Here is a 22790-nt window from a genome sequence, read left to right as displayed (position 1 = left end):
GGCGCATACCCTTGGGCCTCAAGCGGTCAGGAAGGCGCGCACGAAGGCCGTGGCAGGACGCGCGCGGATCTCGGCGGGCGGGCCGATCTGCTCGATCCGGCCCATCGACATCACCACCACCAGATCGGCCAGTTCCATCGCCTCGTCCTGATCATGGGTCACAAACAGCGTGGTCAGCCCCGTCGCCTCATGGATCTGGCGCAGGCTGCGGCGCAATTCCTTGCGCACCTGCGCATCCAGCGCGCCGAAAGGTTCATCCAGCAGCAGCATCCGCGGCTCGATGGCCAGCGCGCGCGCCAGCGCCACCCGCTGGCGCTGGCCGCCCGAAAGCTGGGCCGGATAGCGCGGGCCGATCTCGGGCAGCCGGATCAGCGCCAGCAGGCGGTGCACCCGACGGTCGATCTCGGCGCGGGCGGGGCGGGTCCTGCGGGGCCGCGCCCGCAGCCCGTAGGCGATATTCTCGAACACCGTCATATGGTGGAACAGCGCATAATGCTGGAACACGAACCCCGCGCGGCGCTCCTGCACCGACAGCCCCGTGGCCGCCACCCCGTCAAAGCGCACCTGCCCCGCGCTGGGGGTTTCCAGCCCGCCCAGCAGGCGCAGAAGCGTGGTCTTGCCAGAGCCGGACGGCCCCAGCAGCGCCACCAGCGCCCCCGAGGGCAGCGACAGCCGCAGCGGATGCAGCGCGGGCTGTCCATTGCCATAGGTCTTGGCGAGATCTTCGATATCGATCCTCATAGCGGTTCTCCGGTTGGACAGGGGTCAATGGCGGCGGGTGGCCGACAGCATGTCGGCATAGCGCCATTCCAGCAGCGATTTCAGGGCAAGCGTCACCAGCGCCAGCCCCGCCAGAAGGGCGGCAAGGCTGAAGGCGGCGGTGGAGAGATATTCGTTATACAGCATCTCGACCATGATCGGCAGCGTCGTGGTCTCGCCACGGATCTTGCCCGAGACAACGGCCACCGCGCCGAATTCGCCCATCGCGCGGGCATTGCTGAGCAGGACCCCGTAAAGCAACGCCCAGCGGATATTGGGCAGCGTCACCGTGCGCAGCATCCGCCAGCCCGACGCGCCAAGCGTCAGCGCGGCCTCTTCTTCGGCGGCGCCCTGTTCGAGCATGATCGGGATCAGCTCGCGGGCGACAAAGGGAAAGGTGATGAACAGCGTGGCCCAGACAATCCCCGGCAGGGCGAAGATCAGCCGCAGATCATGCGCGGCCAGCCATGCGCCCAGCAGCCCGTTCGACCCCGCCAGCAGCACCAGCGCCAGCCCCGCCACCACCGGCGAGACCGAGAAGGGCAGGTCGATCAGTGTCATCACAAGGGTCTTGCCGCGAAAGTCGAACCGCGCCACCGCCCAAGCGGTGGCAAGGCCCGCAAGCGCGTTCAGCGGCACGGCCAGCGCCGAGACCAGCAGCGTCAACCGGATGGCCGAGCGCGCATCGGGCGTGCCAAGCGCGCGCCATGCGACAGCCACCCCCTCGCGCAGCGCCTCGACAAAGACCAGCACCAGCGGTGCCAGCAGCACCACGGCACAGACCAGCAGCACCGCGCCGGTCAGCAGCAGGCGTGTTGGTCGGGATTCGGTGGTGACCGGCGGGGGCTCGGGGGCCGGGAAAGCGGACATGGGCAGGCACCTTTCGCAGTGCAGGAAGGGAGGAAGGGGTAGCGGCGGGACGGCGGGCTCAGCCCTGCCGCCGCGCCCAGAGTTGCAGCAGGTTGATCACCAGCAGCATCCCGAAAGAGACCGCCAGCATGGCCAGCCCGATGGCGCTTGCGCCGTCATAGTCGAACTCCTCGAGCTTGATGACGATCAGCAGCGGCGCGATCTCGGTATGGAAGGGCAGGTTGCCGGCGATGAAGATGACCGAGCCATATTCCCCCACCGCGCGCGCCAGCGCCAAGGCAAAGCCCGTCATCAGGGCGGGGGCCAGCATCGGCAGCACCACATGGCGCAGCGTATAGCCACGGCTGGCCCCGAGCGTGGCACTGGCTTCCTCGAGGGTGCGGTCGATCTCTTCCAGCACGGGCTGCACCGTGCGCACCACGAAGGGCAGGCCGATAAAGACCAGCGCAAGGCAGATCCCCGTCTGGCTATAGGCGATCTGTAGGCCCAAGGGGGCCAGCATCCGCCCCAGCGCGCCATTCGGGGCGTAAAGCGTGGTCAGGGCGATGCCCGCCACGGCGGTGGGCAGCGCGAAGGGCAGATCGACCGCCGCATCCAGCGCCCTGCGTCCGGCAAAGCGGTAGCGCACCAGCACCCATGCCAGCGCCAGCCCGAAGACCAGATTGAACAGCGAGGCCAGCGCCGCCATGCGGAAAGACAGCTCCAGCGCCGCCCTGATCCGGCGGGTATCGACCATCTGCCACAGCTCCACCGGACCGATCGCCACCCCGCGCCCCAGCAGCGCCGCCAGCGGCAGCAGCACGATAAGCGTGAGCGCGCAGACCATCGCCCCTGCGGCCAGACCGAAGCCCGGCAAAGGGGAGCTGCGCAACAGCAGGGCGCGCATCTCAGTTATCCTCATAGATCTGGTCGAAGATCCCGCCCTGCCCGAAGAAGGCGGGCTGGACCTTCTGCCAGCCCCCGAAATGGTCGATCGGGACACGTTTGAGCGGCGGGAATTGCGCCAGATCGGCAGGGTCGGCGGCCGCACTCTCCCATGCGCGGTAATGGTGCTTCATGGCCAGCGCCTGTGCGGCAGGGCTATAGAGCCCCTCCAGATAGGCCTGCGCGGCCTGCGCCTGCGCGGGCGAGGTCAGATTGCCCGTGACCACCGCAACGGGCGGCTCGGCCAGAATGGAGACTGACGGCACGATGATGTCGAACCCCTGCCCGCCGGATTTCTGTTGTGCCAGAAGGGCCTCGTTCTCCCAGGCCAGCAGCACATCCCCGATCCCGCGCTGCACAAAGCTGTTGGTCGCGCCACGCGCGCCGGTATCGAGCACCGGCACATGGGCGAAGAGCGCCTTCAGATAGGCGCGCATGCGGGGCGTGTCGCCGCCGTAATGGTCCTGCGCCCATGCCCATGCCGCCAGCACGTTCCAGCGCGCTCCGCCGGAGGTTTTGGGATTGGGGGTGATCACCGAGACACCGTCGCGCACCAGATCATCCCAATCCCTGATCCCCTTGGGATTGCCCTTGCGCACCAGAAACACGATGGTCGAGCTATAGGGGGCCGCGTGATGGGGCAGGCGGCTTTGCCAGTCGGTGGGGATCTTGCCGCTTTGGGCCGCGATCGCGTCGATATCGGCGGCAAGCGCCAGCGTGACCACCGTCGCGTCCAGCCCGTCGATCACCGCCCGCGCCTGCCCGCCGGAGCCGCCATGCGATTGCCGCAGGATCGGCGCGGGATGGCCCTGCGCCTGCCAGCTCTGGCGGAACATCTCGTTATAATCGCGGTAGAATTCCCGTGTCGGGTCATAAGAGACATTGAGAATATCGACCGCTGTTTCTTTCGCCGTCTCGGCACGGGCCAGCGTGCCGCCCATCACGATGCCAAGCCCCAAAAGCGCGGCCCCGAAGGCCCATTGCACCAGCGTCGATCTGCGGTCTGGCGTGGCGGGTCTGGGCCGGAGTTTGGGACTGGGTCTGGGACTGGGAGGCGGGATTTCGTGCACCCAGTCGGGCCGGATCTGGGCCGAAAGCGGAAGGTCGGGCGAATAGCTGCGGGTCATGGGACCCTCCTTTGCGATTGTTTACACGACAATTACGACAGAGTCAGTCGTGTTTTACAAAAGCAAATCCTCGGCCTTTTGTCCCCCGATGGGAGAAGTTTATTCTCCGGCGGGGGGCAGGGGCAGGGAAAACCGTTCCAGCGGCTGCGCGTCTTCTTGCAGATCGGCCAGTGTCAGCGATTCGATCATCAGCAGATAGGCCGCATAATAGCCGCCAAACACCGCCCGCACGCGGCAGGTGGCCTCGTCGCAATCCTCGCATTTGCGATAGGCATTGCGCGACAGGCAGGGCAGCGGGGCCAGCGGGCCGTCGATCAGGCGCAGCACCTCGGCCAGCGAGACCTGAGCGGCGGCCTTGATCAGCTCGTAGCCGCCATGACGCCCGCGACGGCTGCCGATGATCCCCGCCCGTTTGAGATCCAGCAGGATATGCTCCAGAAAGCGTTTCGGCGTGCCCGAACGGGTGGCGATGGCCTCGATCCGCAGGGGCTGCGCCTCGGGCAGGGCTTTCTCGTCTGCCAGAACAGCCAGCGCCTTCAGGGCATATTTGGTCTTCAGGGTCAGCATGGCGGCAGGTCCTCTGGCGGCGTTGACGGGGCGCGGATGGCCCTTGGCCGGGGCAAGTCTAAAGCCTTGCACGGGGCTTGGCGAGCCATAATCCCTAAATCACGATAAAGATGGTCGACATTAAGGAAAAACCTGTCATGCTCTGCTTCGGGCAAGAGATGTCTTGCGAAAAGGGGAGGGTAAAATGCCATTTGACCGCATCGATCTGAAGATCCTCGATCTGCTGCAAACCGATGCCACCCTGCCGGTGGCCAGAATTGCCGACCGTGTGGGCCTGTCGCAGACGCCGTGCTGGAAACGGATCCAGAAACACGAGGAGGCCGGCACCATAAGGGGGCGTGTGGCGGTGCTGGACCCGCGCGCCTTCGGGCTGGATCTGACCGCTTTCGTCTTTGTGGAGGCGGCCGAGCATAGCGCGCACTGGCGCCAGAACTTTCTGGACGTGACCGACGCGATGGAGGCGGTCCGCGATGTCTACCGCCTTGCCGGCAGCCATGATTTCCTGCTGCGGGTGCTGGTGCGCGACATGGCCGCCTTCGACCGTTTCTACGAGGAGCTGGCCGCGCGGACCGGTCCGCGCAGCGTGAATTCGTCTTTCGTGCTGGAGCATATGAGAACGCGCCCGTCGCTGCCGCTGGGGGCTCTGGCGCCGCAGGCGCGCTAGCGGCGGCGACGCCCCCTTGCGGTCGGTTTTGTTATATTATAACAGGTTTCGGACCCCGCGCCCTGTGCTCCTGCGGCGCGGCCCCCGCCTGTTTCCGGCCCGAAAGTCCCTGCCATGCCCGCCCCGATCCCCTGTCCCCTCACCCTGATCACCGGCTTTCTGGGCAGCGGAAAAACGACGCTTATCAAAGAGATGCTGGCCCATAAGACCTTTGCGAACACGATGGTGATCGTGAATGAATTCGGCGAGATCGGCATTGATCATAGCCTGATGCGCGCCAGCACCGAGGAGGTCATCCTGCTGCCATCGGGCTGCCTGTGCTGTACGCTGCGGGGCGATCTGCGCGATCTTCTGCGCGATCTGGTCGCGCGCCGTCTGGCCGCAGAGATCGGCTTTGACAGGGTGGTGCTGGAGACGACGGGGCTGGCCGATCCGGCACCGATCCTGCACACGCTGCTGACCGACCCCGTGCTGGCCGAGCATTACCGGATGGACGGGGTGGTGACGGTGGTGGATGCGGTGACAGGGGCGGCCAATCTGCGCCGCTCCACCGCCGCACAGCGGCAGGTCGCGCTGGCCGATCTGGTCGTGCTGAGCAAAACCGACCTTCCCGAGGCGCAGCCACAGGCCCGGAGCCCGCGGCCGCAGATCGCGCGGCTGAACCCTGCCGCAGAGATCGTGCCGGTGGTGCAGGGCCGCCTTCCCCCCGACAGGCTGCGGCATCTGGGCCATTTCGATACGGCCATGTCCGAGAGCATGTCCGGCGTATCGGCGCGCGCATGGATCGCGACACGGGTGCCGGCTGCCGACCCCGAGCACCTGTCGCGGATCCGCACGGTGTCCTGGGAGGTCGAGGCCCCGCTTACGGCCAGCCGGTTCGATCTGTGGATGGATGTGCTGATGGCGCGCAGGGGCGCGGATGTGCTGCGCTTCAAGGGGATCGTGCATCTACAGGATATGGCCTATCCTTTTGCCGTGCATGGCGTGCAGCATATCTTCCATCCGCCCCTGCCGCTGACCGGCTGGCAGGCCCCCGACAGGCACAGCAGATTCGTCATGATCGTGCAGGATTTCTCCGATGACGAGGTGGCCGCGCTATGTGACGCGCTGGCCATCGTGCCACTCACCGAACATCTTCTGACCACGGGCTATCTGGGCGAGAGCACCGCCTGAAATCCCGCCACCACCGCCGGAGATTGCACTTTTCCGCCGCTCTGCCCATATGGCCGGAAGCGGCCCACCGCGAAAGGACCTTCCATGACCAGAGCCTCCCACCAGATCCCCGTTTTCCTGCTGACCGGATTTCTGGGCGCGGGCAAGACCACATTGCTCAACCGCCTGCTACAGGACCCGAGGTTTCAGGACTCGGCACTGGTGATCAACGAATTCGGTCTGGTGCCGGTGGATCATGATCTGGTGCGCAAGGGCCGCGAGACGCGCGCCACCGTCACCACGACGGGCTGTATCTGCTGCACGGTCGGCAGCGACCTGCGCGCCTCGCTGGACGAATTGCTGGTCGGTCGGCGCAATGGCAGCCTGCCGCCCTTTGCGCGGGTGATCGTGGAAACCACCGGCCTTGCCGATCCCGCCCCGATCGTCAACAGCATCATTCCGGGCGGGCTGGCGGCGGTGTCGCTGGCCGATCATGCCGTGGCGCGCGCTTTCCGCCTGTCGGGGGTGATCACGGTGGTCGATGTGCTGGGGGTCGGGGCCGCGCTGGAGGCCCATCCCGAAAGCCTGCGCCAGATCGCCTTCGCCGATCATGTGGTGCTGAGCAAAACCGATCTTGCCCCCGCAGGCGATCTGCCGCAGGCGCTGCGCGCGATGAACCCCGCGGTTCTCGTGCATGATACGCAGGCGGCAGGGTTCGATCCGGCCGTGCTGCTGCAACCGGGCAGCTATACCGCCCTTGGCAAGGGCGAGAAGGTCGAGGACTGGCTGGCCGCCGAAACCGCGCAGGAACCGCAGGGGGGCGGCCATTTCCACAGTCTCAACCGGCACGGGCAGGTGCTGGCGGTGCCGCTGACCAGCGACGCACCGCTGGACGAGACGGCGCTGCGGCAGTTTCTGATGCGCCTGACCGCCCGTCCCGATAACGGGCTGCTGCGGATCAAGGGGCTGGTGGCGCTGCGCGATGACCCCTCGCGTCCGGTGGTGGTGCATGCGGTGGGCCACAGGCTCTACCCCAATCTGCGGCTGGAGGGCTGGCCCGAGGGGCAGGCAGGAAACCGTCTGGTGGTGATCGGCACGGCACTGGACGAGGCGGGCCTGCGCCAGCAGTTCGACGCCCTGTGCGGCAAGGCCCCCCTTTTCGGTCTGGCAAGTTTCGCGGCCCTGCCGAAAGCGTGAAACGGACAGCCCCCGCCGCGCCACATGACAGGCCGTATGCCGCGGAAGACCTTCTGCGCAAGACAGCCCCCGCTTGCCTGTCGATGATGCGGAGCAAACCATTCCTTCTCGGCTTTGGTTATCAGGGGTCACAGGCGAGCTGGCCCTAGACGACTCTGCGCGAAATAGCATATGGTAGCGAAAGGTATTACCTTTCGATACGGAGGAACGCATGGCATCGGCAACATCCATCAAGCTCGATGATGACATGAAGGGCCGCGTTCGGAATCTGGCGCAGGCACGGCAGCGCACGCCGCATTGGATCATGCGGGAGGCGATCTCGCAATATGTCGAACGCGAGGAGAAGCGCGAGGCCTTGCGCCGCGACACGGCACAGGCTTGGGAAGAATTCCAGGAGACGGGCCTTCACGCAACGGCGGAAGAGGTGGACCGCTGGCTGGAAAGCTGGGGAACGGATAACGAGCTGCCCGCGCCTGAATGCCACAAGTAAGATTTGCCCCCGCAGCCATTCGGGATCTGCAACGGCTCCGCGATTTCCTGCGCCCCAAAAACCCTGATGCGGCCCGCCGTGCTGGTGAGGCCATTCGTCAGGGCGTGAAGATCCTTGGCGCGCACCCCCATCTTGGCCGGATGGTCGATGATCTGCCCGAAGAGTTTCGGGAATGGCCCATCGAGTTCGGTGACAGCGGATATGTCGCCCGATACCGGATCGACGAGGATGCCGTGACCATTCTGGTGATCCGGCACCAGAGAGAGGCGGGGCAGTAAACCGGCGTCCCCCTCTGTCAGGCCCTCGGCCCCTTTGGTGCACAGCCCTTTGGTGCACAGGGGGCCTGCCGCGACCATCTGGCCCGAAAGGCGCCTGTCGGGCTTCCAAGACCCCACCATACGCGCTTCGGACCGTTTTGACAGATCGCGCCGACTGGGGAAGCCTTCGTGTAAAACTGCCTTTTGGGCTCTTTGCGCGCAGGTCGACCCCGGTCGTGGTGCCTGAGGATGTCTGGTCAAGCGCCTGATTGCCCCGCATATTCCGTCTTCTCGATCGGCTGCTTCAGGACCAGATTGAGGTATTATATCGATAATGAATATACATAAGACGGATTATAAGGCTTATAGGATTGCCTTGGACACATTCCAGACCGGGTTGCGCCCCCCTGTCTTGCTGAGAAGCAAGGAAAACGGGCATGGAGCACGCAGAACTTGGTTTGCGTGAAAGACGCGCGATCAGAGGCCTGCTGAACGTAAAATGCCGGTCAGCAAGATCGCGGCTGAAATCAGCAAGCATCGCTCAACCGCCTGGCGTATGACCGAGCAGAACCATTTTGAAGACGGAGAACTCTTGTATCTGAGTGGCCACTCTGGACTGAATACTCGCAGACACGCCCCTCACGCATATGAAGCCCCTGACCCTATTTCTGCAATGAGACGGAGCTGCATGGTTTTTTACATCAAAGTTGTCGGCTGTTTTCTGACCGCAGCATAGGTCGTCCGATCCCAGTGGAACGCGTTGGGTGACGAAGTCATCCTTAAAAGAAATGGTTTAGTTTACGAGCGATCTATTGACGGACAGCGCTTTTATTGAAGTTCAGGGCCTGTGCGCCGCGCGCGTATTTTTGAAAATCGAAGCGCTCAACCCCGCTGGATCTATCAAGATAAAGGCTGCACGCGGGATGATTTCCGCCCTTGCGCTTGCAGGCCGCATTGGTCCGCAAACACGGCTGATTGGAGCGTCTTCGGGCAATCTTGGTGTGGCTTTGGCGATGATTTGTGCCGAAGGCAGTGTGGTGGATGTTTCAGATCTGATTATCCCCACAGGTCATGACGCACACGATGATCTGCAAAGCCGAAGGAAAGCGATTGCGGCTGCGGAGCCGGTCGTTGTGCAGGGGCTTGGATTGACGGCAATGGACGTGCTGGCCGAACCCACTCAAGGACGCGGCGGACGCCACCATCCCCGCCAGAAGCCCGCAGCAGAGGGTGCCGATGAAGAGATCGGGAACCCTGCGCAGCGCCGCCGTCAAGATCAGCACGCTATCGGGAATGCATGTCGTAACCATAGTATTTTGCCACCTCGCCATGGCGCGACCGTCAGGGCATATTCGTTAGTCTCGGCGCCATCGAGCACGCCCTGCTGGATCGAGGTATAGACCTCGCTCTGGTCCATACGCGATCGGGGCCGCCCCCCAGTATCGTGACAATCTCGACAAGCTCGCGCTCGCCGCCAAGCCGGCCATCGGGGAAGATGGTCACCGTGACCTTGCCGCCCGTCTTTTCGGCCACCAGATCGCCGAATTTGGCCATCGCCTCCGTGGTGGGCGTGCCCTCGGCCAGCCGCGCCCCGAACCAGTCATGGATAATCTGCATGGGTCGCGCCTGCCCCGTCAATCGAGCGTAGCGGAAGAGGCCATAAAGCCCGATCCCACGGGCTCATTCCCAGCCCGCGGACCTCCTCCCGGCGCCCCATCCTTTATATTTATGGAACGCCATTTCATGAATTAAGGAAGTATGGGCCATATTCAGATTCAAGAAAAACAAAACGTCAGTCTATTTCTATAAATCTTACTAAAAACAATTACTTGATATGCCTTCTGAGGAGTTGATTTTTTATAACTTTTTCAGAATTACAGAAATGTCCGGATGGACGCAAAAGCTCAGAAATCCGGCAATGTCGCCCCGGTGCTGAAGGTGCTGAAGGTGTTGGCGGTGCTTGAGACGCTCTCGCAGGACCGGCAGGCCAGTCTGGCCACAATCGCACAGCACGCGATGGCCACGAAGAGCACGACCCACAGGAAATCGAGGAGTGTCTGGCGCAGAGGCCGTTCGAGCCCTGCACGCCCAACACGATTGCCACGCCCGAAACCCTGTTCGAACAACTCGGGGCCTTGCGGGTGCAGGGCATTGCCGAGGAGATCGAGGAAAGCGGGGCCGGGATGCGCTGCGTGGCAGTGCCACTGCGCAACCATCTGGGCAAGTCGGTCGGCGCGCTCTCCATCTCCTTCCCGCTCTTCCGCTTCGACCCCGCACGGCGCGAGGACTATATCACCCTACTGCGCGACGCGGGCGCGGATGTCTCGCGCGTCTGGGCTTTGAGGCCGACTAACCCCTCGCCCTCCGCGCGCGAGACCCCCTCTCTCAGGGCGCGGCCACGAGATCCCCGACCAAAAGCGCCGCGGGGAGGTTCTGGTAGGAGACAGGCCGCAGGAAGCGGCGGATGGCCAGTGTGCCCACCGAGGTCGCGCCGAAATTGGTGGAGGCCGGATAGGGGCCGCCATGCACCATGCTGTCCACCACCTCGACCCCCGTCGGGAAGCCGTTCACCAGAACGCGCCCCGCCTTGCGTTCAAGCACCGGCAGAAGGGCGCGGGCCAGATCGGTATCGGCCTCTTCCATCAGGATCGTCGCGGTCAACTGCCCCTCGAAGCCCTTGGCCAGAGCGCGCATCTCTTCGGCCGCGCCCACGCGCACCACAAGCCCGAGCGGCCCGAAGACCTCCTCGCCGAGCGCATGATCCTCGAGGAAAGCCCCTGCCGCGACCTCGTAGAGATTGGGGCTGGCCTCGCGGCCCGTGCTTTCGGTGGTCATCACCGGCCGGACCGAATTGCGCGCGTCAAACCGTGCCTTTCCCTCGGCATAGGCGCGCGCGATCCCTTGGGTCAACATGACCTGCGGCCCGACCTTGGCCAGCGCCTCGGCGGTGGCGGCGACAAAGGCATCGCCCGTAGCGCCCGCCGGCACCACCGCAATCCCCGGATTGGTGCAGAACTGCCCTGCCCCCATGCTCAGCGAGGCCGCCCAGCCCGCGCCGAGCGCTTCCGCCTTGGCCGCAAGGGCCGCAGGCAGCACGAACATCGGATTGACCGATCCCAGCTCGCCAAAGAACGGGATCGGCTCGGGCCGCTTGGCGCAGAGGTCAAACAGCGCCCGCCCGCCTGCCAGCGAGCCGGTAAAGCCCACCGCCTTGATATCGGGATGCTCGACAAGGGCTTGGCCCACATGGCGGTTGCCGCCCTGAATGAGGCTGAAGACGCCCGCATCGAGCCCGCAGCGCGCAATCGCCGCAGCCACCGCCTCGGCGATGATCTCGCCGGTGCCGGGATGGGCGGAATGCCCCTTGACCACCACGGGGCAGCCCGCCGCAAGGGCGGCCGCCGTATCGCCCCCCGCCGTCGAGAAGGCGAGCGGGAAGTTGGAGGCACCGAACACCGCCACGGGGCCGATGGGGCGCTCGATCAGGCGGATCTCGGGGCGCGGGGCGGGCTGGCGCTCGGGCTGGGCGGGATCGATCCGGCGGTCGAGATACTCCCCCTTGCGGATATGGGCGGCAAAGAGGCGCAGCTGGCCCGTGGTGCGCCCCCGCTCGCCCTGAAGCCGCGCCACCGGCAGGCCGGTCTCCTGCGTGCCGATCTCGGTGATCGCCTCGGCGCGGGCCTCGATCTCCTCGGCGATGGTCTCGAGGAAGGCGGCGCGGGTTTCGCGCGGGCTATAGCCATAGCTCCAGAACGCCTCTTCGGCGGCCTTGCAGGCCTGATCGACAAGCGCGGGCGTGCCAACCGAGAAGCGATGCACCGGACCATGCGCGGGCTCGGAGGCAAAGCTCTCCTCGGTGCCGATCCATGCGCCTGCGATCAGATGTTTGCCATGCGGGGTGAAACTCATGTGAACTCTCCGTCTCGTTCGGAATTGGGGAAGCTTTGGAGGCGCGGCCCTCAGAGGACCGCCTCCTCGCGCCGGTGGATCGGCTCGGCGGTGAACATGCCGCCCTGATAACGGCTGTTTGGGTCATGGGCGGGCGGCTTGGGGCCCATCGCCTCGACGGCGGCACGGAAGCTCTCGGCATTGTCCTTGGGATGCCAGCCGATGGCGTCGGCCCCCATGCCCTCCCACCATCCCGCGCTATTGTCCGAGGCGCCCCAGATCACGGGGCAGCCGAGTTCGGGGGCGCGGAAAACGCAGGAGACGAGACCCGCGAAATCGTCATAGGAGAGCCATGTCGAGAGCATCCGGTGATTGGCAGGCGTCTCGAAGCACGAGCCGATGCGCACGATGGCGGTCTCGATGCCGAATTTGTCGTGATACATCGAGGCCAGCGCCTCGCCGAAGCATTTGGACACGCCATAGAGGCTGTCGGGGCGCATCGGGTCGGTGGTCTTCAGGCGCTGATCCTGCCCGTAAAAGCCGATCGTATGGTTCGATGAGGCAAAGAGCACGCGGGAGATCCCTTCGGCCCGCGCCGCCTCGTAGAGGTTATAGGTGCCGCGGATATTGCCCTCGAGAATGGTCTCGAAATCCCCTTCGGTGGATTTACCGCCCAGATGCAGAATGCCATCGCAGCCCCGCACCATCTCGCGCACGGCCTGCGCATCGTTGAGATCGCAGCACACGGTTTCCTCATGCGCGCCCGCATCGGTGATCGCGATCATATCGGCCAGACGCAGCGTTTGGGCCAGATCGCGCAGACGGGGGCGCATCGCACGCCCGACCCCACCGGCAGCCCCTGTGATCAGAAGTCGTTTCAAGGTCATCTCCTTTGTCAAAAGCGGACCGGCCCGCAGGAAGGGCCGGTCGGGCCGGATGGCTCAGTGGAAGAGCGCGGGCAGCCAGAGCGAGAGCGCGGGGATATAGGTCACCAGCAGCAGCACCCCGAAAGCCGCCAGATAGAAGGGCCAGATCGAGCGCAGCACCTGCCCGATGCCGATCCGGCCCACGGCGCAGCCCACAAACAGCACCGAGCCTACGGGCGGCGTACACAGGCCGATCCCGAGATTGAGGATCAGGATGACGCCGAAATGGATCGGGTCGATCCCGAAGGCCTGCGCCACCGGCAGGAAGATCGGGGTGGTGATCACGATCAGCGGCGACATATCCATGAAAGTGCCGAGGATCAGCAGCATCACGTTGATCAGCAGCAGGATGACGATGGGGTTGTCGGAGACGCTGTGCAAAAAGGCCACCATCTGCGCGGGCACCTTGAGATAGGCCAGAAGCCAGCCGAAACAGGCCGCGCAGCCGATCACCATCAGCACCATCGCGGTGGTGCGGACGGCGGCAAGGGTTGCCTCTTTGAAATCGTGCCACGAGAGGCTGCGATAGACCAGAAGCGTCACGCCAAGCGCATAGATCACCGCGATATTGGAGCTTTCGGAGGCGGTAAAGACGCCCGAGCGCACGCCGCCGAAAATGATCGCGATCAGGATCAGGCCCGGCACCGCCGACAGAAACAGCTGCCCCAGCATCGACCAGCCCGGAAAGGCCTCGCGCGGGTAGTTGCGCCGCTTGGCCACAAACCATGCCGCCCCCATCAGCGCCAGCGCCAGCACAAAGCCCGGAATGATGCCTGCGGTGAAAAGATCGGCAATCGAGAGCCGCCCGCCCGCCGCGATCGAATAGATGATCATGTTATGCGAGGGCGGGATCATCAGCGCGATGATCGAGGAAACGACGGTAATATTGACCGCATAATCCGCGCCATAGCCGCGTGCTTTCATCTGCGGCACCATGAGGCCGCCCACTGCGGAGGCATCGGCGGTGGCCGAGCCCGAGACGCCGCCAAACATCAGCGAGGCCGCGATATTGACCTGACCGAGCCCGCCGCGCAGATGCCCCACGAGGGCGGCGGCAAAGGCCACGAGCCTGCGCGCGATATCGCCGCGCACCATCAGATCGCCCGCAAAGATGAAGAAGGGGATCGCCATCAGCGAATAGACCGAGACGCCGGAATTGAGCCGCTGGAACACCACCACGGGCGGCAGGCCCATATAGGCCACGGTGGCAAGGCTAGCGATGCCCAGACAGAAAGCGACCGGCGTGCCGATCAGCAGCAAAAAGACGAAGCTCCCGAAAAGGATAACGAGTTCCATGGATTACTCCTCGATCGCATCGTCGCCGAAGCGGACGGTTGGCAGGCCCGCGCCACGGCGCAGGATGCGTTCGACACAGAAGAGGGCGAGAAGGACGCCGCCCCCGATGAGCGGCGCGAAATCCCATGCCCGCGAGAGGCCCAGCGTAGGGATCACGTTCTTGGCGACCTTGGCGGCGAGTTCCCAGCCATAATAGGCCATACCGACCCCGAACGCGCCCACGACGAGTTCCGAAATGGTGAAGAGGACGGGTTTGAGCCAGCTTGGCAGGATATAAAGAAGCACATCGAAGGACAGGTGATAGCCCTCGCGGATGCCCACGGCGGCGCCCAAGAAAATGAACCATCCCATGATCAGCACCGCGCCGGGCTCGGCCCATTGCAGTGAAAAGCCAAGGAGATAGCGGCACACCACCTGCAGGAAAACGATGGCCGTCATCAGGACGAGGCCGGTCCCTGCCACCCAGAGCGCCGCCGTGCCGATCCAGCCGGTGACGGTGGCCAGGCGAAGCATCGCCTGGCGGTAGGCAGAGGCCGCCCGCGCATCTGGGGCCGAGCGGGACAGGAACGGATCAGACATCTGCGGGCGGGCCTCCATCACTGGGTTTCCTGAATGCGTTTCACCAGATCCTTGAGTTCGGGCGTGTTGGCATATTTGTCATAAAGCGGCGCCATCGCGTCGATATAGGGCTGCTTGTCGACATCCATGATCACCTCGGCCCCACCGGCCTTGACCTTCTCGATCGAGGCCTGAACCTGCTTGGCCCAGAGATCGCGCATCACCGGCACCGAGGCCTTGGCCGCCTCCTTGACCGCCGCCTGATCCTCGGGCGAGAGCCTGTCGAAGGTGCTCTTCGACATGGCAAGCACCTCGGGCATGATCAGATGCTGGTCATTGGTATAGTATTTGGCGACCTCGGCATGGCCCGAGCTGTCATAGGAGGGGAAGTTGTTCTCGGCCCCGTCGATCACGCCGGTCTGGATCGCGGAATAGACCTCGCCATAGGGCATGGGGGTCGCATTGGCGCCAAGCGCATCCATCATATCGACGAAAACATCCGATTGCTGCACGCGGAACTTGAGGCCCTTGAGATCCGCGATGCTCTTCACCGGATGCTTGGAATTGTAGAAGCTGCGCGAGCCGCCATCATAATAGGCCAGCACCACCAGATCATTGGGCTCGAAGGCCGCCGCGATCTCGTCCCCGATCGGGCCATCGACGACATGGTGCATATGGTCTTCGGAGCGGAAGATATAGGGCAGCGAGACGACCTGCGTCTCGGGGATCATATTGTTGAACGGCCCGAGGCTGGAACGAACCATATCGATGACGCCGAACTGGGTCTGCTCGATCGAGTCCTTTTCCTCGCCCAGCTGCGCCGAAGGGAAGACCTCGATGCAAAGCCGGCCTCCGGTCTTTTCCTCAAGCTGTTTGCCCATATATTTGACCGCCTCGACGGTCGGATAGCCATCGGGATGGGTATCGGCCGAGCGCAGCGTCGTCTCGCAGGCCATTGCCCCGCCCGCGCAAAGCGTCGAGGCGGCAAGTGCTGCGATCATTGTGGTGTGAAGTGTCATAATTTCCTCCCTTGATCGGCCCTTCAGGGGGCCTTTTGCAGTTTCCGGCAGCCGCAACCGACCGGTGATCTTGCGGACAAGGGGCATCCCCCTGCCCTGCGGCGCCACCCTTGCGCGTGGCGCCCGACCGGTGCGCGCCCCTCCTCCCGAGGCGCCCACCGGACTGTTCATGGCCGCCCCTCAGCCGATGGGGGCAAAGCCGTAAAGCTCCTGCGGATTGTCCACCAAAGCCCGCTGGCGCGCCGCCAGATCGGGCAGCCAGCCAAGCGCCGTCTCGCAGAGCGCCTTGTCGCAGGGGTAAGCGTCGGTGGTGCGGGCGGCGTTATGCGGCCAGTTGGTGCCCCAGACGATACGCTCGGGCGCATGGGCCGCGATCTCGCGGGCATAGACGGCCACATCGGCAAAATCCGGCCCGCCCCTGCGCGAGCTCTCATAGGCACCGGCGAATTTGTACCACATCCGCCCGCCATCAATGAGCCGCTTGAGCGCAGAGGTCTCATCGGCCCCCGCACCGGCAAAGAACTTGCCGTGATGATCCAGAACCCAGCGCGATTTCAGCATCTTGAGCCGCGGCTCTAGATCAAGGAGACGGTTGCCATCGAATTGCACCGCCAGCATCCAGCCCATCTCGGCGGCGCGCGCATCAACGGCCTCAAGCGCCGAAAGCCCCTGCGCGCCGCCCGGCAGATCCATGATCCTTGCGCCCACGACACCGGCCTGATCCAGTCGCGCCAGCTCGGCCTCCGGCGTCGCGCCCGAGATCACCGCGACCCCGCGCGCCACATCGCCCATCTCGCGCAGGCAGGCCAGAAGATTGCCATTGTCATTCTGATGCGCATTGCCCTGCGTGATCACAACACGGTCGATCCCGAGCCAGCGCATCACGCGGCGATAGGCTCCGGCATCGGGCAGCGGCGCGGGCGGCAGGCCCGGCCCGCCCTCGCGCGCCGGAAATCCCGCCAGATACATATGCATCTGTGTGTCGATGGTGCCCTTGGGCAGAGCGGGCACAAGGGCCGCACCGTCGAGTTTGCGGGTGATCATGCGCGATCCTCCTTGGGCGCGAATTCGGCCAGAGCGGCGCGGTCGATCTCGATCCCGAGGCCCGGGCCATCGGGGATGGTGAGGACGCCGTTCACATGCTCGATCGGCGTGGTGACGATGGCCTGACGGAAAGGGTTATGGGTGCGGTCGAATTCCATGATCGGCTCGAGCGGCGCACGGCGCATGGGCGAGGGAACCATCGCCGCCATGAATTGCAGCGCCGCCGCGATATGCACCGCCGTCCCCCAGACATGCGGCACGACCCGCACGCCATGCAGCGCCGCCAGATCCGCGATGCGCCGCGCCTCGGTAAAGCCGCCGCAGCCGGCCAGATCGGGCTGGACGATATCGACCGCCCGCGTCTCGATCGGCTCGCGAAATCCCCAGCGCGTATGCCATGTCTCGCCACCCGCAATCGGGATCGGCTGACGCGCGCGCAGCTCGCGATAGGCGCCAAGCTGTTCGGGCACGACCGGCTCCTCGAACCAGTCGATCCCGTATTCCGCCGCGGCCTGCCCGACCCGCATCGCCTCGATCGCGTCATAGCCATGATTGGCATCGATCATCAGCCGCATCTCGGGACCGATCGCCTCGCGCACGGCGCGGATTACCCGCAGATCCTCCTCGACATCGAAGCCGATCTTGATCTTGCAGGCATGGAAGCCCGCCGCGCGGTGCCCCGCCATCTCGGCGGCATTATCCTCCACGCGGTCCACCCCGTCGCGCTTGAACGAGCCCGTGGCATAGGCGCGGATCGTCTCGCGGAAGCGCCCGCCCAGAAGGGTCGAGACCGGCACGCCGAAATGCTTGCCCTTGATGTCCCACAGCGCCATGTCGATGCCCGAGAGCGCCGTGACCGTCAGCCCGCGCTGGCCCTGATCGCGCAGCGCGTTATAGAGCGTGGCCCAGATCTTCTCGGTCTCGAGCGGGTTCTGCCCGATCAGCCATTGCGTATAGGTGGCCACCACCGCCGCATTGGGGCGTGCGGGCCCCAGACATTCGCCCCAGCCGATCGTGCCATCGGCGCATTCGATCTCGACCAGAACATGGGTCCGGCGGTCAAAACGCATCGAGGCGCTTTCAAAGGCCGTTGTCAGCCTGTGGTCCAGAAGGTGCGTGCGCACCGCCACGATCTTCATGTCATCCTCCCTCCCGCAGGCCCCCGAGCAAGGGGCCTGCCCTGCGGCGCAGAGCGTGTCCGCACCGCGCCTTGTCAGACAAGTTCACCGCACCTCAGGCGGCGATCTTCCGGCGATAGGGCGCGATCAGCGCCTCCATCATCGCCATTTCCGCGCCGTCGAGATCCTTGAGCGGCGATCGCACCGCGCCTGCGTCAAAGCCCTGCGCGCGCACACCGGCCTTGATCGCCGAGACGGCATAGCCCTTGGCGCGGTTGCGGATGGCCATGAACGGGTAGAAGAACTCGTTGAGGATGCGCTCGCAGGTGGTGCGCTCGCCCGCCCGCAGGGCGCGGTAGAATTCGACCGCCAGCTCGGGCACGAAGTTGAACACGGCCGAGGAATAGGTGGTGAAGCCCGCCCCCAGATAGGCCTCGGCAAACAGCTCGGCCGTGGGCATCCCGCCCAGATAGGTCAGACGGTCGCCCATCTTGGCGGTGATCTGGCGCACAAGCCCGATATCGCCGGTGCCATCTTTGAAGCCCACAAGGTTCGGGCAGGCATCACACAGCCGCGCCAGCGTATCGGCCTGCAGCACCGCATTGTCGCGGTTATAGACCATCACCCCCATCGCGGTCGCATCGCAGACCGCTTTCACATGAGCATAAAGCCCCTCCTGCGGCGCATCGATCAGATAATGCGGCAGCAGCAGGATCCCCTCGCCGCCCACCTTCTCGACCGAACGGGCGATCTCGGTGGCCATCTCGGTGCCATAGCCGCAGCCCGACACGATGGCCGTGCGCCCGTCGGCGGCCTCGATCGCGGCCTCGACGATGGCAGGAATCTCGCGCGGGGCCAGCGAGAAGAACTCGCCCGTGCCGCCTGCGGCAAACAGCACCGGCGCGTCATAGCCCGACAGCCAGTCGATATGGGCCTGATAGCTTTCGGGGGCAAAATTGCCCTCGGCATCGAAATGGGTGACCGGAAATGACAGCAGTCCGGACCCGAGGGCCTCTTTCAAATCTTGCGGGGTCATATCGCCTCCTCCTCGCGACTACGCCCGCTCTCCTCGGGCTTGTATGACAAATAATCCCATAAATCCGAATCTGTCAACCAACTTGTATGATGTATATGCAGGATCGCGCCGCTTACCGCAGGATGGCCCGATAGCGCAGATAGCTGCCCTTCAGATGGGTGCGCATCGCTGTGCGGGCGGCCTCTTCATCGCGGTCAAGGATCGCCTGCACGATGCGGTCATGCTCGGCACTGATCTGCGCAAGATAGTCGCGGGAACTCGGCTCGTCTTTCGGCTCGCCCGCGCCCAAAGCTGCACGCGGAATGATGCCGGTGCCGATGAATTCCAGAAATTCGGGAAAGCGGGGATTGCCGGTCGCGCGGGCAATAGCCAGATGCAGCCGGTAATCGGCCTCGCCGGTCGGCAGCCCTTGGGCCACCGCCTCACGAAAGCCTGCATTGGCCTCCAGCAGCACCTCTTCCCATTGCGGAACAAGCCTTTGGGCGGCAAGGGCTGCGGCCTCGGATTCGATGGCATTGCGCAATTCCAGCAGCTCGATCGTCGAGGAGACACGCTGCGGATCAAGATTGCGGAACGGCATGGCCACGGGCGCTTCGGGGGCCAGCACAAAGACCCCCGCCCCCTGCCGCGCCTCCACCAGCCCCTCCGAGCGCAGCGCCGCGATGGCCTCGCGCACGACCGTCCGGCTGACCCCATGCGCCTTGGTCAGCGCACTTTCGCTGGGCAGCCTCGCGCCGGGAGCGACATGCCCCGCCGCGATCTCGGCACGCAATGCCTCCGCCAGCTTCGCGACAAGGGTCTGGCGTTGCCCCCGTTCGCCTTTGGCCGGAGCCGCGTCGGTCTTGCTCATGAACATCCTCCCTGAACATGCGGGGAGGTGGAGGCAGGATCGCCCTCCGCTCCCTCACAGATAAGTCAGACAACTTATCATACAGGATCGGGGGAAAACGCAACCTTTTCCTTGCCCCGCCCCTGGGCGGTCCGGCCTTGCAACCCGCCGGAGGAGCCGGTGCGCATACAGGGCCGAATGGCGGGTAGATGACGTTTTTTACAAAAACAACAGGGCCTTAGACGGATATGGCCTGCGGCACCCAGAATGTATCCTCCTCCAGCCGCCCGAGCCGCTGGAGCGTGTCGAAGACCGCAGGGCTTGCGCCCAGCACGGGGGCAGGGATCATCAGCCCCTCGTCCAGATCGAAGGGGCGGACCCTGCCACCGGCTTCCTCGATCAGGCAATGGGCCGCGATACAGTCCCAGACATTCATGCGCGGCTCCAGATAGGCAATCAGCCGCCCCGCCGCGACCCAAGCCAGCATGAGCGCGCCGGACCCGTAGCGCACCCACGCCCCGCCTGCCGCGCCGAATTCGGCAAGGAAGGTGCCGAAACTCCGGTTCGAGATGCGGTCATTCGCCCCGATCCCCACCAGCCCGTCGGCCAGCGTCCGCGCCTGCGCCACACGGATCGGGCGGTCATTCAGCGTGGCCCCCTGCCCGCGCAGGGCAAGATAGCTCTCGGCCAGCATCGGCACCTCGATCGCCCCGACCAACGGCCCCTGCGCATCGACAAGCCCGATCGAGACGCACCAGCCGGGCATGCCCGCAAGAAACGGTGCCGTGCCATCGATCGGGTCGATGATCCATGTAAAGCCCGAGCGCCCGGCGCGGCACCCGTCTTCCTCGCCCACCAGCGCATCCTCGGGGAAGCGCGCGGCGATGGCGGTGCGGATCATACGCTCCACCGCGCGGTCGGCCTCGGAGACGAGGTCATGGGCCGAGCGTTTGGTCTCGATATCCAGTTCGGAGCGGCGCAGGAAATAGCTGCGCGCCAAGGCGCCGGCATTCTGCGCAAGCTCTTTGGCAAAGCGCGCGCGGTCTGCCACCGTTCCGGCGGTGGCCGCAGGGTCTGTAGCTGTCATGATATGTCTCGCAATCTTTGGAAATGTCAGGGCAGGAGCGCCAGCCCCGTCGCACGGAAGCTCAGCGCCAGATGACTGCCCACCGCATAGGGTGTGGCATTGGCACGCACGGAAAGACGCGCGGGCATGACCGCCTTCACCACCCTGCGCCGCGCCGGATGCCACAGGCTTGCCCTTGTGTCCTCGGCGGCGGGCACGCCCAGCCTTGCGGGGCGGGTCGCGGGCTTCCGGCAGGCCGCCCTCGCGGTGCCCGAGGCGCTGTCGGTCATCGGCTTTGACGATATCGCGCAGGCCGGTTGGGAAAGCTATGCCCTGAACACCTTTGCCCAGCCCACCGCCGAGATCGTCGCGAAGGCGGTCGAATGGCTGACCACCCCCGAGAGTGACACGCGCATGGTCCAGCTTCCGGTCCGGATGGTCTGGCGCAAAAGCGTGCGCCTGCCCCAAGCGGGCGGGGGGCTGCGGCGCGGGGGTGTTCAGTATGAGAACATCTCCCGCCCGTATTTGAACAACGCTCAACATACGAACGATACAGCTTCTCCGCCCCGCCCCCGCGGCATAGCCTTGCGCAAGGAGGAGGGGCCTGCGGCCGTCCGGCCAAGCCGGAATACGGCACCTGCCGCCGCCATGCCCCACGGGACCGGAGGAGGAACCATTGGATTTTATAACACGTTTTTCGGTACGTCTTGTCGAACGTTACCTGCCAAGCGCCTTCGTGCTGGCACTGGCGCTGACCGCGATTGTCTTCGTGCTGGGGATCGGCGTCGAAGGCCGCTCGGCGATGGAGATGGCCCGCTATTGGGGCGACGGCTTTGCGGGGCTGTTCAAATTCGCCATGCAGATGACGCTGGTGCTGCTGACGGGCTATATTCTGGCGATGACACCGGTGGTGCAGCGGATGATCGGGGCCTTGGCGGCACAGGCCAGCACGCCGCGTCAGGCGCTGGTCATCGTGATCGTGACGAGCTTTGTGTGCTATTACCTCAACTGGGGGTTCGGCATGGTGGCAGGCGCGGTTCTGGCACGCGAGGTCGGGCGCCGTGTCGCGGTGCATTTTCCGCTGATCGTCGCGGCGGCCTATGGCGGCGAGCTGGTGCGCGGCCCGTCCTCCTCGATCCCGCTGGTTATCGCCACACCGGGGCATTTCATGGAAAGCAAGATCGGCATCGTCTCGGTGGCACAGACCCTTTACGCGCCGTGGAATATCGCGCTGACACTGGCGCTTCTGGCGGTGCTTGTCGGGTTCTTCCTGATGCAGAAGCAGCCGCCCTGCCCGCGCCTGCTACATGAAGAGGCCCCGAAGGCACCGCAACAGACCCCCGACAGGGCCGCCCCGAGCCCCGCCGAACGGGTCGAGCATAGCCGTCTGCCCACTCTGGCATTGGGGCTTCTGGTGCTGACCTATCTGGCCGGCCAGATCGCCGAGAGCCGTTTCGCGATCACCTTGGACACGGTGATCCTGCTCTTTCTGGCGCTGGGGCTGGTGCTGCATCCCAATGCCGATGCCTATACCGCCGCCGCCCGTAAAGCCGTGACCGCTGCGGCGGGGATCATCGTGCAGTTCCCGCTTTATGCAGGGATTGCGGGGATGATGACGGCCTCCGGTCTGGTGACCAGCTTTTCCAACACGATCATCTCTGTGGCCACGCCCGAAAGCTTTCCGCTGCTGACCTTCCTCTCGGCGGGGCTGGTCAACCTGTTCATCCCCTCGGGCGGCGGGCAATGGGCCATTCAGGGGCCGATCGTGATGGAGGCGGCCTATGCGCTCGGGGCCAATCCCGCGCATACGATCATGGCCTTCACATGGGGCGATGGCTGGACGAACCAGATCCAGCCCTTCTGGGCGCTGCCGCTGCTGGGGGTGGCGGGGCTATCGGCACGCGATATCATGGGATATCTGGTGATCTGGCTGGGCCTGTCGGGCGTGCTGATCGCGGGCACATTCACCGCCCTTGCCGTCTTGGGCTGAACCCCGCCTGCCA

General features: G+C 64.9%; 23 protein-coding genes and 6 pseudogenes. 10 read left to right on the top strand and 19 right to left on the bottom strand.

Annotated features, from left to right (window positions below; translation table 11 throughout):
- Positions 1–18: 18 nt before the first annotated feature.
- The 5 genes from WDB86_RS18785 to WDB86_RS18765 all read right to left on the bottom strand — a co-directional run bounded on the left by WDB86_RS18785 (position 19) and on the right by WDB86_RS18765 (position 4247).
- Entirely contained in the window at positions 19–741 is a 723-nt protein-coding gene (locus WDB86_RS18785; protein WP_341485584.1) for an ATP-binding cassette domain-containing protein, read from the bottom strand.
- Between the two features lie 24 nt (positions 742–765).
- The gene (cysW, locus tag WDB86_RS18780; protein ID WP_339110131.1) at positions 766–1629 is read right to left on the bottom strand and encodes a sulfate ABC transporter permease subunit CysW; all 864 of its coding nucleotides are present in this window, start codon (positions 1627–1629) and stop codon (positions 766–768) included.
- 58 nt (positions 1630–1687) lie between these two features.
- Entirely contained in the window at positions 1688–2515 is an 828-nt protein-coding gene (cysT, locus tag WDB86_RS18775; RefSeq protein ID WP_341485594.1) for a sulfate ABC transporter permease subunit CysT, read from the bottom strand.
- A gap of 1 nt (position 2516) precedes the next feature.
- Entirely contained in the window at positions 2517–3494 is a 978-nt protein-coding gene (locus WDB86_RS18770; RefSeq protein WP_341485593.1) for a sulfate ABC transporter substrate-binding protein, read from the bottom strand.
- 285 nt (positions 3495–3779) lie between these two features.
- Positions 3780–4247 (bottom strand): Rrf2 family transcriptional regulator, encoded by a 468-nt coding sequence (locus tag WDB86_RS18765; protein WP_330628255.1) that lies wholly within the window; start codon positions 4245–4247, stop codon positions 3780–3782.
- Positions 4248–4431: 184 nt separating this feature from the next.
- Here WDB86_RS18765 and WDB86_RS18760 point away from each other — a divergent pair, with 184 nt between their 5' ends.
- The 6 genes and pseudogenes from WDB86_RS18760 to WDB86_RS18735 form a co-directional block, all read left to right on the top strand.
- The gene (locus WDB86_RS18760; RefSeq protein WP_339110057.1) at positions 4432–4911 is read left to right on the top strand and encodes an Lrp/AsnC family transcriptional regulator; all 480 of its coding nucleotides are present in this window, start codon (positions 4432–4434) and stop codon (positions 4909–4911) included.
- 114 nt (positions 4912–5025) lie between these two features.
- Positions 5026–6084 carry a GTP-binding protein gene (locus WDB86_RS18755; protein ID WP_341485583.1) on the top strand — a complete coding sequence of 353 codons (1059 nt, stop codon included), beginning with the start codon at positions 5026–5028 and terminating at the stop codon, positions 6082–6084.
- A gap of 84 nt (positions 6085–6168) precedes the next feature.
- Complete coding sequence (locus WDB86_RS18750; protein ID WP_341485582.1) at positions 6169–7260, top strand: GTP-binding protein; 1092 nt, start codon at positions 6169–6171, stop codon at positions 7258–7260.
- Between the two features lie 211 nt (positions 7261–7471).
- On the top strand, positions 7472–7750 hold the full coding sequence (locus tag WDB86_RS18745) for a CopG family ribbon-helix-helix protein (protein WP_341485581.1): 279 nt from the start codon (positions 7472–7474) through the stop codon (positions 7748–7750).
- Positions 7738–8028, top strand: coding sequence for a type II toxin-antitoxin system RelE/ParE family toxin (locus WDB86_RS18740; RefSeq protein ID WP_330628260.1), 291 nt, complete (start codon positions 7738–7740; stop codon positions 8026–8028). Before WDB86_RS18745 ends, WDB86_RS18740 begins: the two co-directional genes overlap by 13 nt.
- A 791-nt stretch (positions 8029–8819) precedes the next feature.
- Positions 8820–9023, top strand: a pseudogene (locus WDB86_RS18735) (pyridoxal-phosphate dependent enzyme); the annotation flags it as partial.
- Positions 9024–9053: 30 nt separating this feature from the next.
- Here WDB86_RS18735 and WDB86_RS18730 read toward each other — a convergent pair.
- From WDB86_RS18730 to WDB86_RS18720, 3 genes and pseudogenes are all read right to left on the bottom strand, one after another.
- Positions 9054–9317 (bottom strand): hypothetical protein, encoded by a 264-nt coding sequence (locus WDB86_RS18730; protein WP_406737119.1) that lies wholly within the window; start codon positions 9315–9317, stop codon positions 9054–9056.
- Positions 9295–9443: pseudogene (locus WDB86_RS18725) on the bottom strand (TRAP transporter substrate-binding protein); the annotation flags it as partial. The gene WDB86_RS18730 and the pseudogene WDB86_RS18725, both read right to left, overlap by 23 nt.
- Positions 9444–9510: 67 nt before the next feature.
- Positions 9511–9561: pseudogene (locus WDB86_RS18720) on the bottom strand (hypothetical protein); the annotation flags it as partial.
- Between the two features lie 336 nt (positions 9562–9897).
- On the opposite strand from WDB86_RS18720, the pseudogene WDB86_RS18715 reads away from it, so the two are divergent.
- Together WDB86_RS18715 and WDB86_RS18710 are read left to right on the top strand one after the other, a co-directional pair.
- Positions 9898–10002 (top strand): annotated as a pseudogene (locus WDB86_RS18715) (hypothetical protein); the annotation flags it as partial.
- 50 nt (positions 10003–10052) lie between these two features.
- Positions 10053–10277, top strand: a pseudogene (locus WDB86_RS18710) (IclR family transcriptional regulator C-terminal domain-containing protein); the annotation flags it as partial.
- A gap of 115 nt (positions 10278–10392) precedes the next feature.
- On the opposite strand, the gene WDB86_RS18705 reads toward WDB86_RS18710, so the two are convergent.
- The 11 genes from WDB86_RS18705 to WDB86_RS18655 all read right to left on the bottom strand — a co-directional run bounded on the left by WDB86_RS18705 (position 10393) and on the right by WDB86_RS18655 (position 21077).
- Complete coding sequence (locus WDB86_RS18705) at positions 10393–11916, bottom strand: aldehyde dehydrogenase (NADP(+)) (RefSeq protein ID WP_339110059.1); 1524 nt, start codon at positions 11914–11916, stop codon at positions 10393–10395.
- A gap of 50 nt (positions 11917–11966) precedes the next feature.
- Entirely contained in the window at positions 11967–12776 is an 810-nt protein-coding gene (locus WDB86_RS18700) for an NAD(P)-dependent oxidoreductase (RefSeq protein ID WP_341485592.1), read from the bottom strand.
- Between the two features lie 60 nt (positions 12777–12836).
- A complete protein-coding gene (locus WDB86_RS18695; RefSeq protein ID WP_341485580.1) occupies positions 12837–14117 on the bottom strand; it encodes a TRAP transporter large permease in 1281 nt (426 codons plus the stop codon).
- A 3-nt stretch (positions 14118–14120) separates the two neighbouring features.
- On the bottom strand, positions 14121–14696 hold the full coding sequence (locus WDB86_RS18690) for a TRAP transporter small permease (protein WP_406737117.1): 576 nt from the start codon (positions 14694–14696) through the stop codon (positions 14121–14123).
- 17 nt (positions 14697–14713) lie between these two features.
- A complete protein-coding gene (locus WDB86_RS18685; RefSeq protein WP_406737116.1) occupies positions 14714–15694 on the bottom strand; it encodes a TRAP transporter substrate-binding protein in 981 nt (326 codons plus the stop codon).
- A gap of 180 nt (positions 15695–15874) precedes the next feature.
- Complete coding sequence (locus WDB86_RS18680; RefSeq protein ID WP_341485579.1) at positions 15875–16738, bottom strand: amidohydrolase family protein; 864 nt, start codon at positions 16736–16738, stop codon at positions 15875–15877.
- Positions 16735–17877 (bottom strand): mandelate racemase/muconate lactonizing enzyme family protein, encoded by a 1143-nt coding sequence (locus WDB86_RS18675; protein WP_341485578.1) that lies wholly within the window; start codon positions 17875–17877, stop codon positions 16735–16737. Before WDB86_RS18675 ends, WDB86_RS18680 begins: the two co-directional genes overlap by 4 nt.
- A 94-nt stretch (positions 17878–17971) precedes the next feature.
- On the bottom strand, positions 17972–18892 hold the full coding sequence (gene kdgD, locus WDB86_RS18670; RefSeq protein WP_341485577.1) for a 5-dehydro-4-deoxyglucarate dehydratase: 921 nt from the start codon (positions 18890–18892) through the stop codon (positions 17972–17974).
- 112 nt (positions 18893–19004) lie between these two features.
- Positions 19005–19742 (bottom strand): FadR/GntR family transcriptional regulator, encoded by a 738-nt coding sequence (locus WDB86_RS18665; protein ID WP_341485576.1) that lies wholly within the window; start codon positions 19740–19742, stop codon positions 19005–19007.
- Between the two features lie 217 nt (positions 19743–19959).
- Positions 19960–20808: an inositol monophosphatase family protein gene (locus WDB86_RS18660; protein WP_341485575.1), complete on the bottom strand. Its 849-nt coding sequence runs from the start codon at positions 20806–20808 to the stop codon at positions 19960–19962.
- 26 nt (positions 20809–20834) lie between these two features.
- Entirely contained in the window at positions 20835–21077 is a 243-nt protein-coding gene (locus tag WDB86_RS18655) for a hypothetical protein (RefSeq protein ID WP_341485574.1), read from the bottom strand.
- Here WDB86_RS18655 and WDB86_RS18650 point away from each other — a divergent pair.
- A pseudogene (locus tag WDB86_RS18650) lies at positions 20986–21183 on the top strand (substrate-binding domain-containing protein); the annotation flags it as partial. The gene WDB86_RS18655 and the pseudogene WDB86_RS18650 sit on opposite strands and share 92 nt — an antisense overlap.
- A gap of 280 nt (positions 21184–21463) precedes the next feature.
- Positions 21464–22777: a TIGR00366 family protein gene (locus WDB86_RS18645; protein WP_341485573.1), complete on the top strand. Its 1314-nt coding sequence runs from the start codon at positions 21464–21466 to the stop codon at positions 22775–22777.
- Positions 22778–22790: the final 13 nt, after the last annotated feature.

The organism is Thioclava sp. GXIMD4215 (assembly GCF_045291555.1).
In the GTDB taxonomy this organism is placed as follows: domain Bacteria; phylum Pseudomonadota; class Alphaproteobacteria; order Rhodobacterales; family Rhodobacteraceae; genus Thioclava; species Thioclava litoralis.
This window is presented reverse-complemented; position numbering and strand designations above follow the sequence as displayed.

Bases quoted from the DNA above. Each gene is read 5' to 3' on its own strand.
- WDB86_RS18770 (WP_341485593.1), bottom strand. From the start codon at position 3,494: ATGGGCGGCACGCTGGCCCGTGCCGAGACGGCGAAAGAAACAGCGGTC.
- WDB86_RS18730 (WP_406737119.1), bottom strand. From the start codon at position 9,317: ATGGTTACGACATGCATTCCCGATAGCGTGCTGATCTTGACGGCGGCG.
- WDB86_RS18660 (WP_341485575.1), bottom strand. From the start codon at position 20,808: ATGACAGCTACAGACCCTGCGGCCACCGCCGGAACGGTGGCAGACCGC.
- cysW (WP_339110131.1), bottom strand. From the start codon at position 1,629: ATGTCCGCTTTCCCGGCCCCCGAGCCCCCGCCGGTCACCACCGAATCC.
- WDB86_RS18755 (WP_341485583.1), top strand. From the start codon at position 5,026: ATGCCCGCCCCGATCCCCTGTCCCCTCACCCTGATCACCGGCTTTCTG.
- WDB86_RS18785 (WP_341485584.1), bottom strand. From the start codon at position 741: ATGAGGATCGATATCGAAGATCTCGCCAAGACCTATGGCAATGGACAG.
- WDB86_RS18655 (WP_341485574.1), bottom strand. From the start codon at position 21,077: ATGACCGACAGCGCCTCGGGCACCGCGAGGGCGGCCTGCCGGAAGCCC.
- kdgD (WP_341485577.1), bottom strand. From the start codon at position 18,892: ATGACCCCGCAAGATTTGAAAGAGGCCCTCGGGTCCGGACTGCTGTCA.
- WDB86_RS18765 (WP_330628255.1), bottom strand. From the start codon at position 4,247: ATGCTGACCCTGAAGACCAAATATGCCCTGAAGGCGCTGGCTGTTCTG.
- WDB86_RS18695 (WP_341485580.1), bottom strand. From the start codon at position 14,117: ATGGAACTCGTTATCCTTTTCGGGAGCTTCGTCTTTTTGCTGCTGATC.
- WDB86_RS18750 (WP_341485582.1), top strand. From the start codon at position 6,169: ATGACCAGAGCCTCCCACCAGATCCCCGTTTTCCTGCTGACCGGATTT.
- WDB86_RS18665 (WP_341485576.1), bottom strand. From the start codon at position 19,742: ATGAGCAAGACCGACGCGGCTCCGGCCAAAGGCGAACGGGGGCAACGC.
- WDB86_RS18745 (WP_341485581.1), top strand. From the start codon at position 7,472: ATGGCATCGGCAACATCCATCAAGCTCGATGATGACATGAAGGGCCGC.
- cysT (WP_341485594.1), bottom strand. From the start codon at position 2,515: ATGCGCGCCCTGCTGTTGCGCAGCTCCCCTTTGCCGGGCTTCGGTCTG.
- WDB86_RS18740 (WP_330628260.1), top strand. From the start codon at position 7,738: ATGCCACAAGTAAGATTTGCCCCCGCAGCCATTCGGGATCTGCAACGG.
- WDB86_RS18705 (WP_339110059.1), bottom strand. From the start codon at position 11,916: ATGAGTTTCACCCCGCATGGCAAACATCTGATCGCAGGCGCATGGATC.
- WDB86_RS18690 (WP_406737117.1), bottom strand. From the start codon at position 14,696: ATGTCTGATCCGTTCCTGTCCCGCTCGGCCCCAGATGCGCGGGCGGCC.
- WDB86_RS18685 (WP_406737116.1), bottom strand. From the start codon at position 15,694: ATGACACTTCACACCACAATGATCGCAGCACTTGCCGCCTCGACGCTT.
- WDB86_RS18760 (WP_339110057.1), top strand. From the start codon at position 4,432: ATGCCATTTGACCGCATCGATCTGAAGATCCTCGATCTGCTGCAAACC.
- WDB86_RS18675 (WP_341485578.1), bottom strand. From the start codon at position 17,877: ATGAAGATCGTGGCGGTGCGCACGCACCTTCTGGACCACAGGCTGACA.
- WDB86_RS18680 (WP_341485579.1), bottom strand. From the start codon at position 16,738: ATGATCACCCGCAAACTCGACGGTGCGGCCCTTGTGCCCGCTCTGCCC.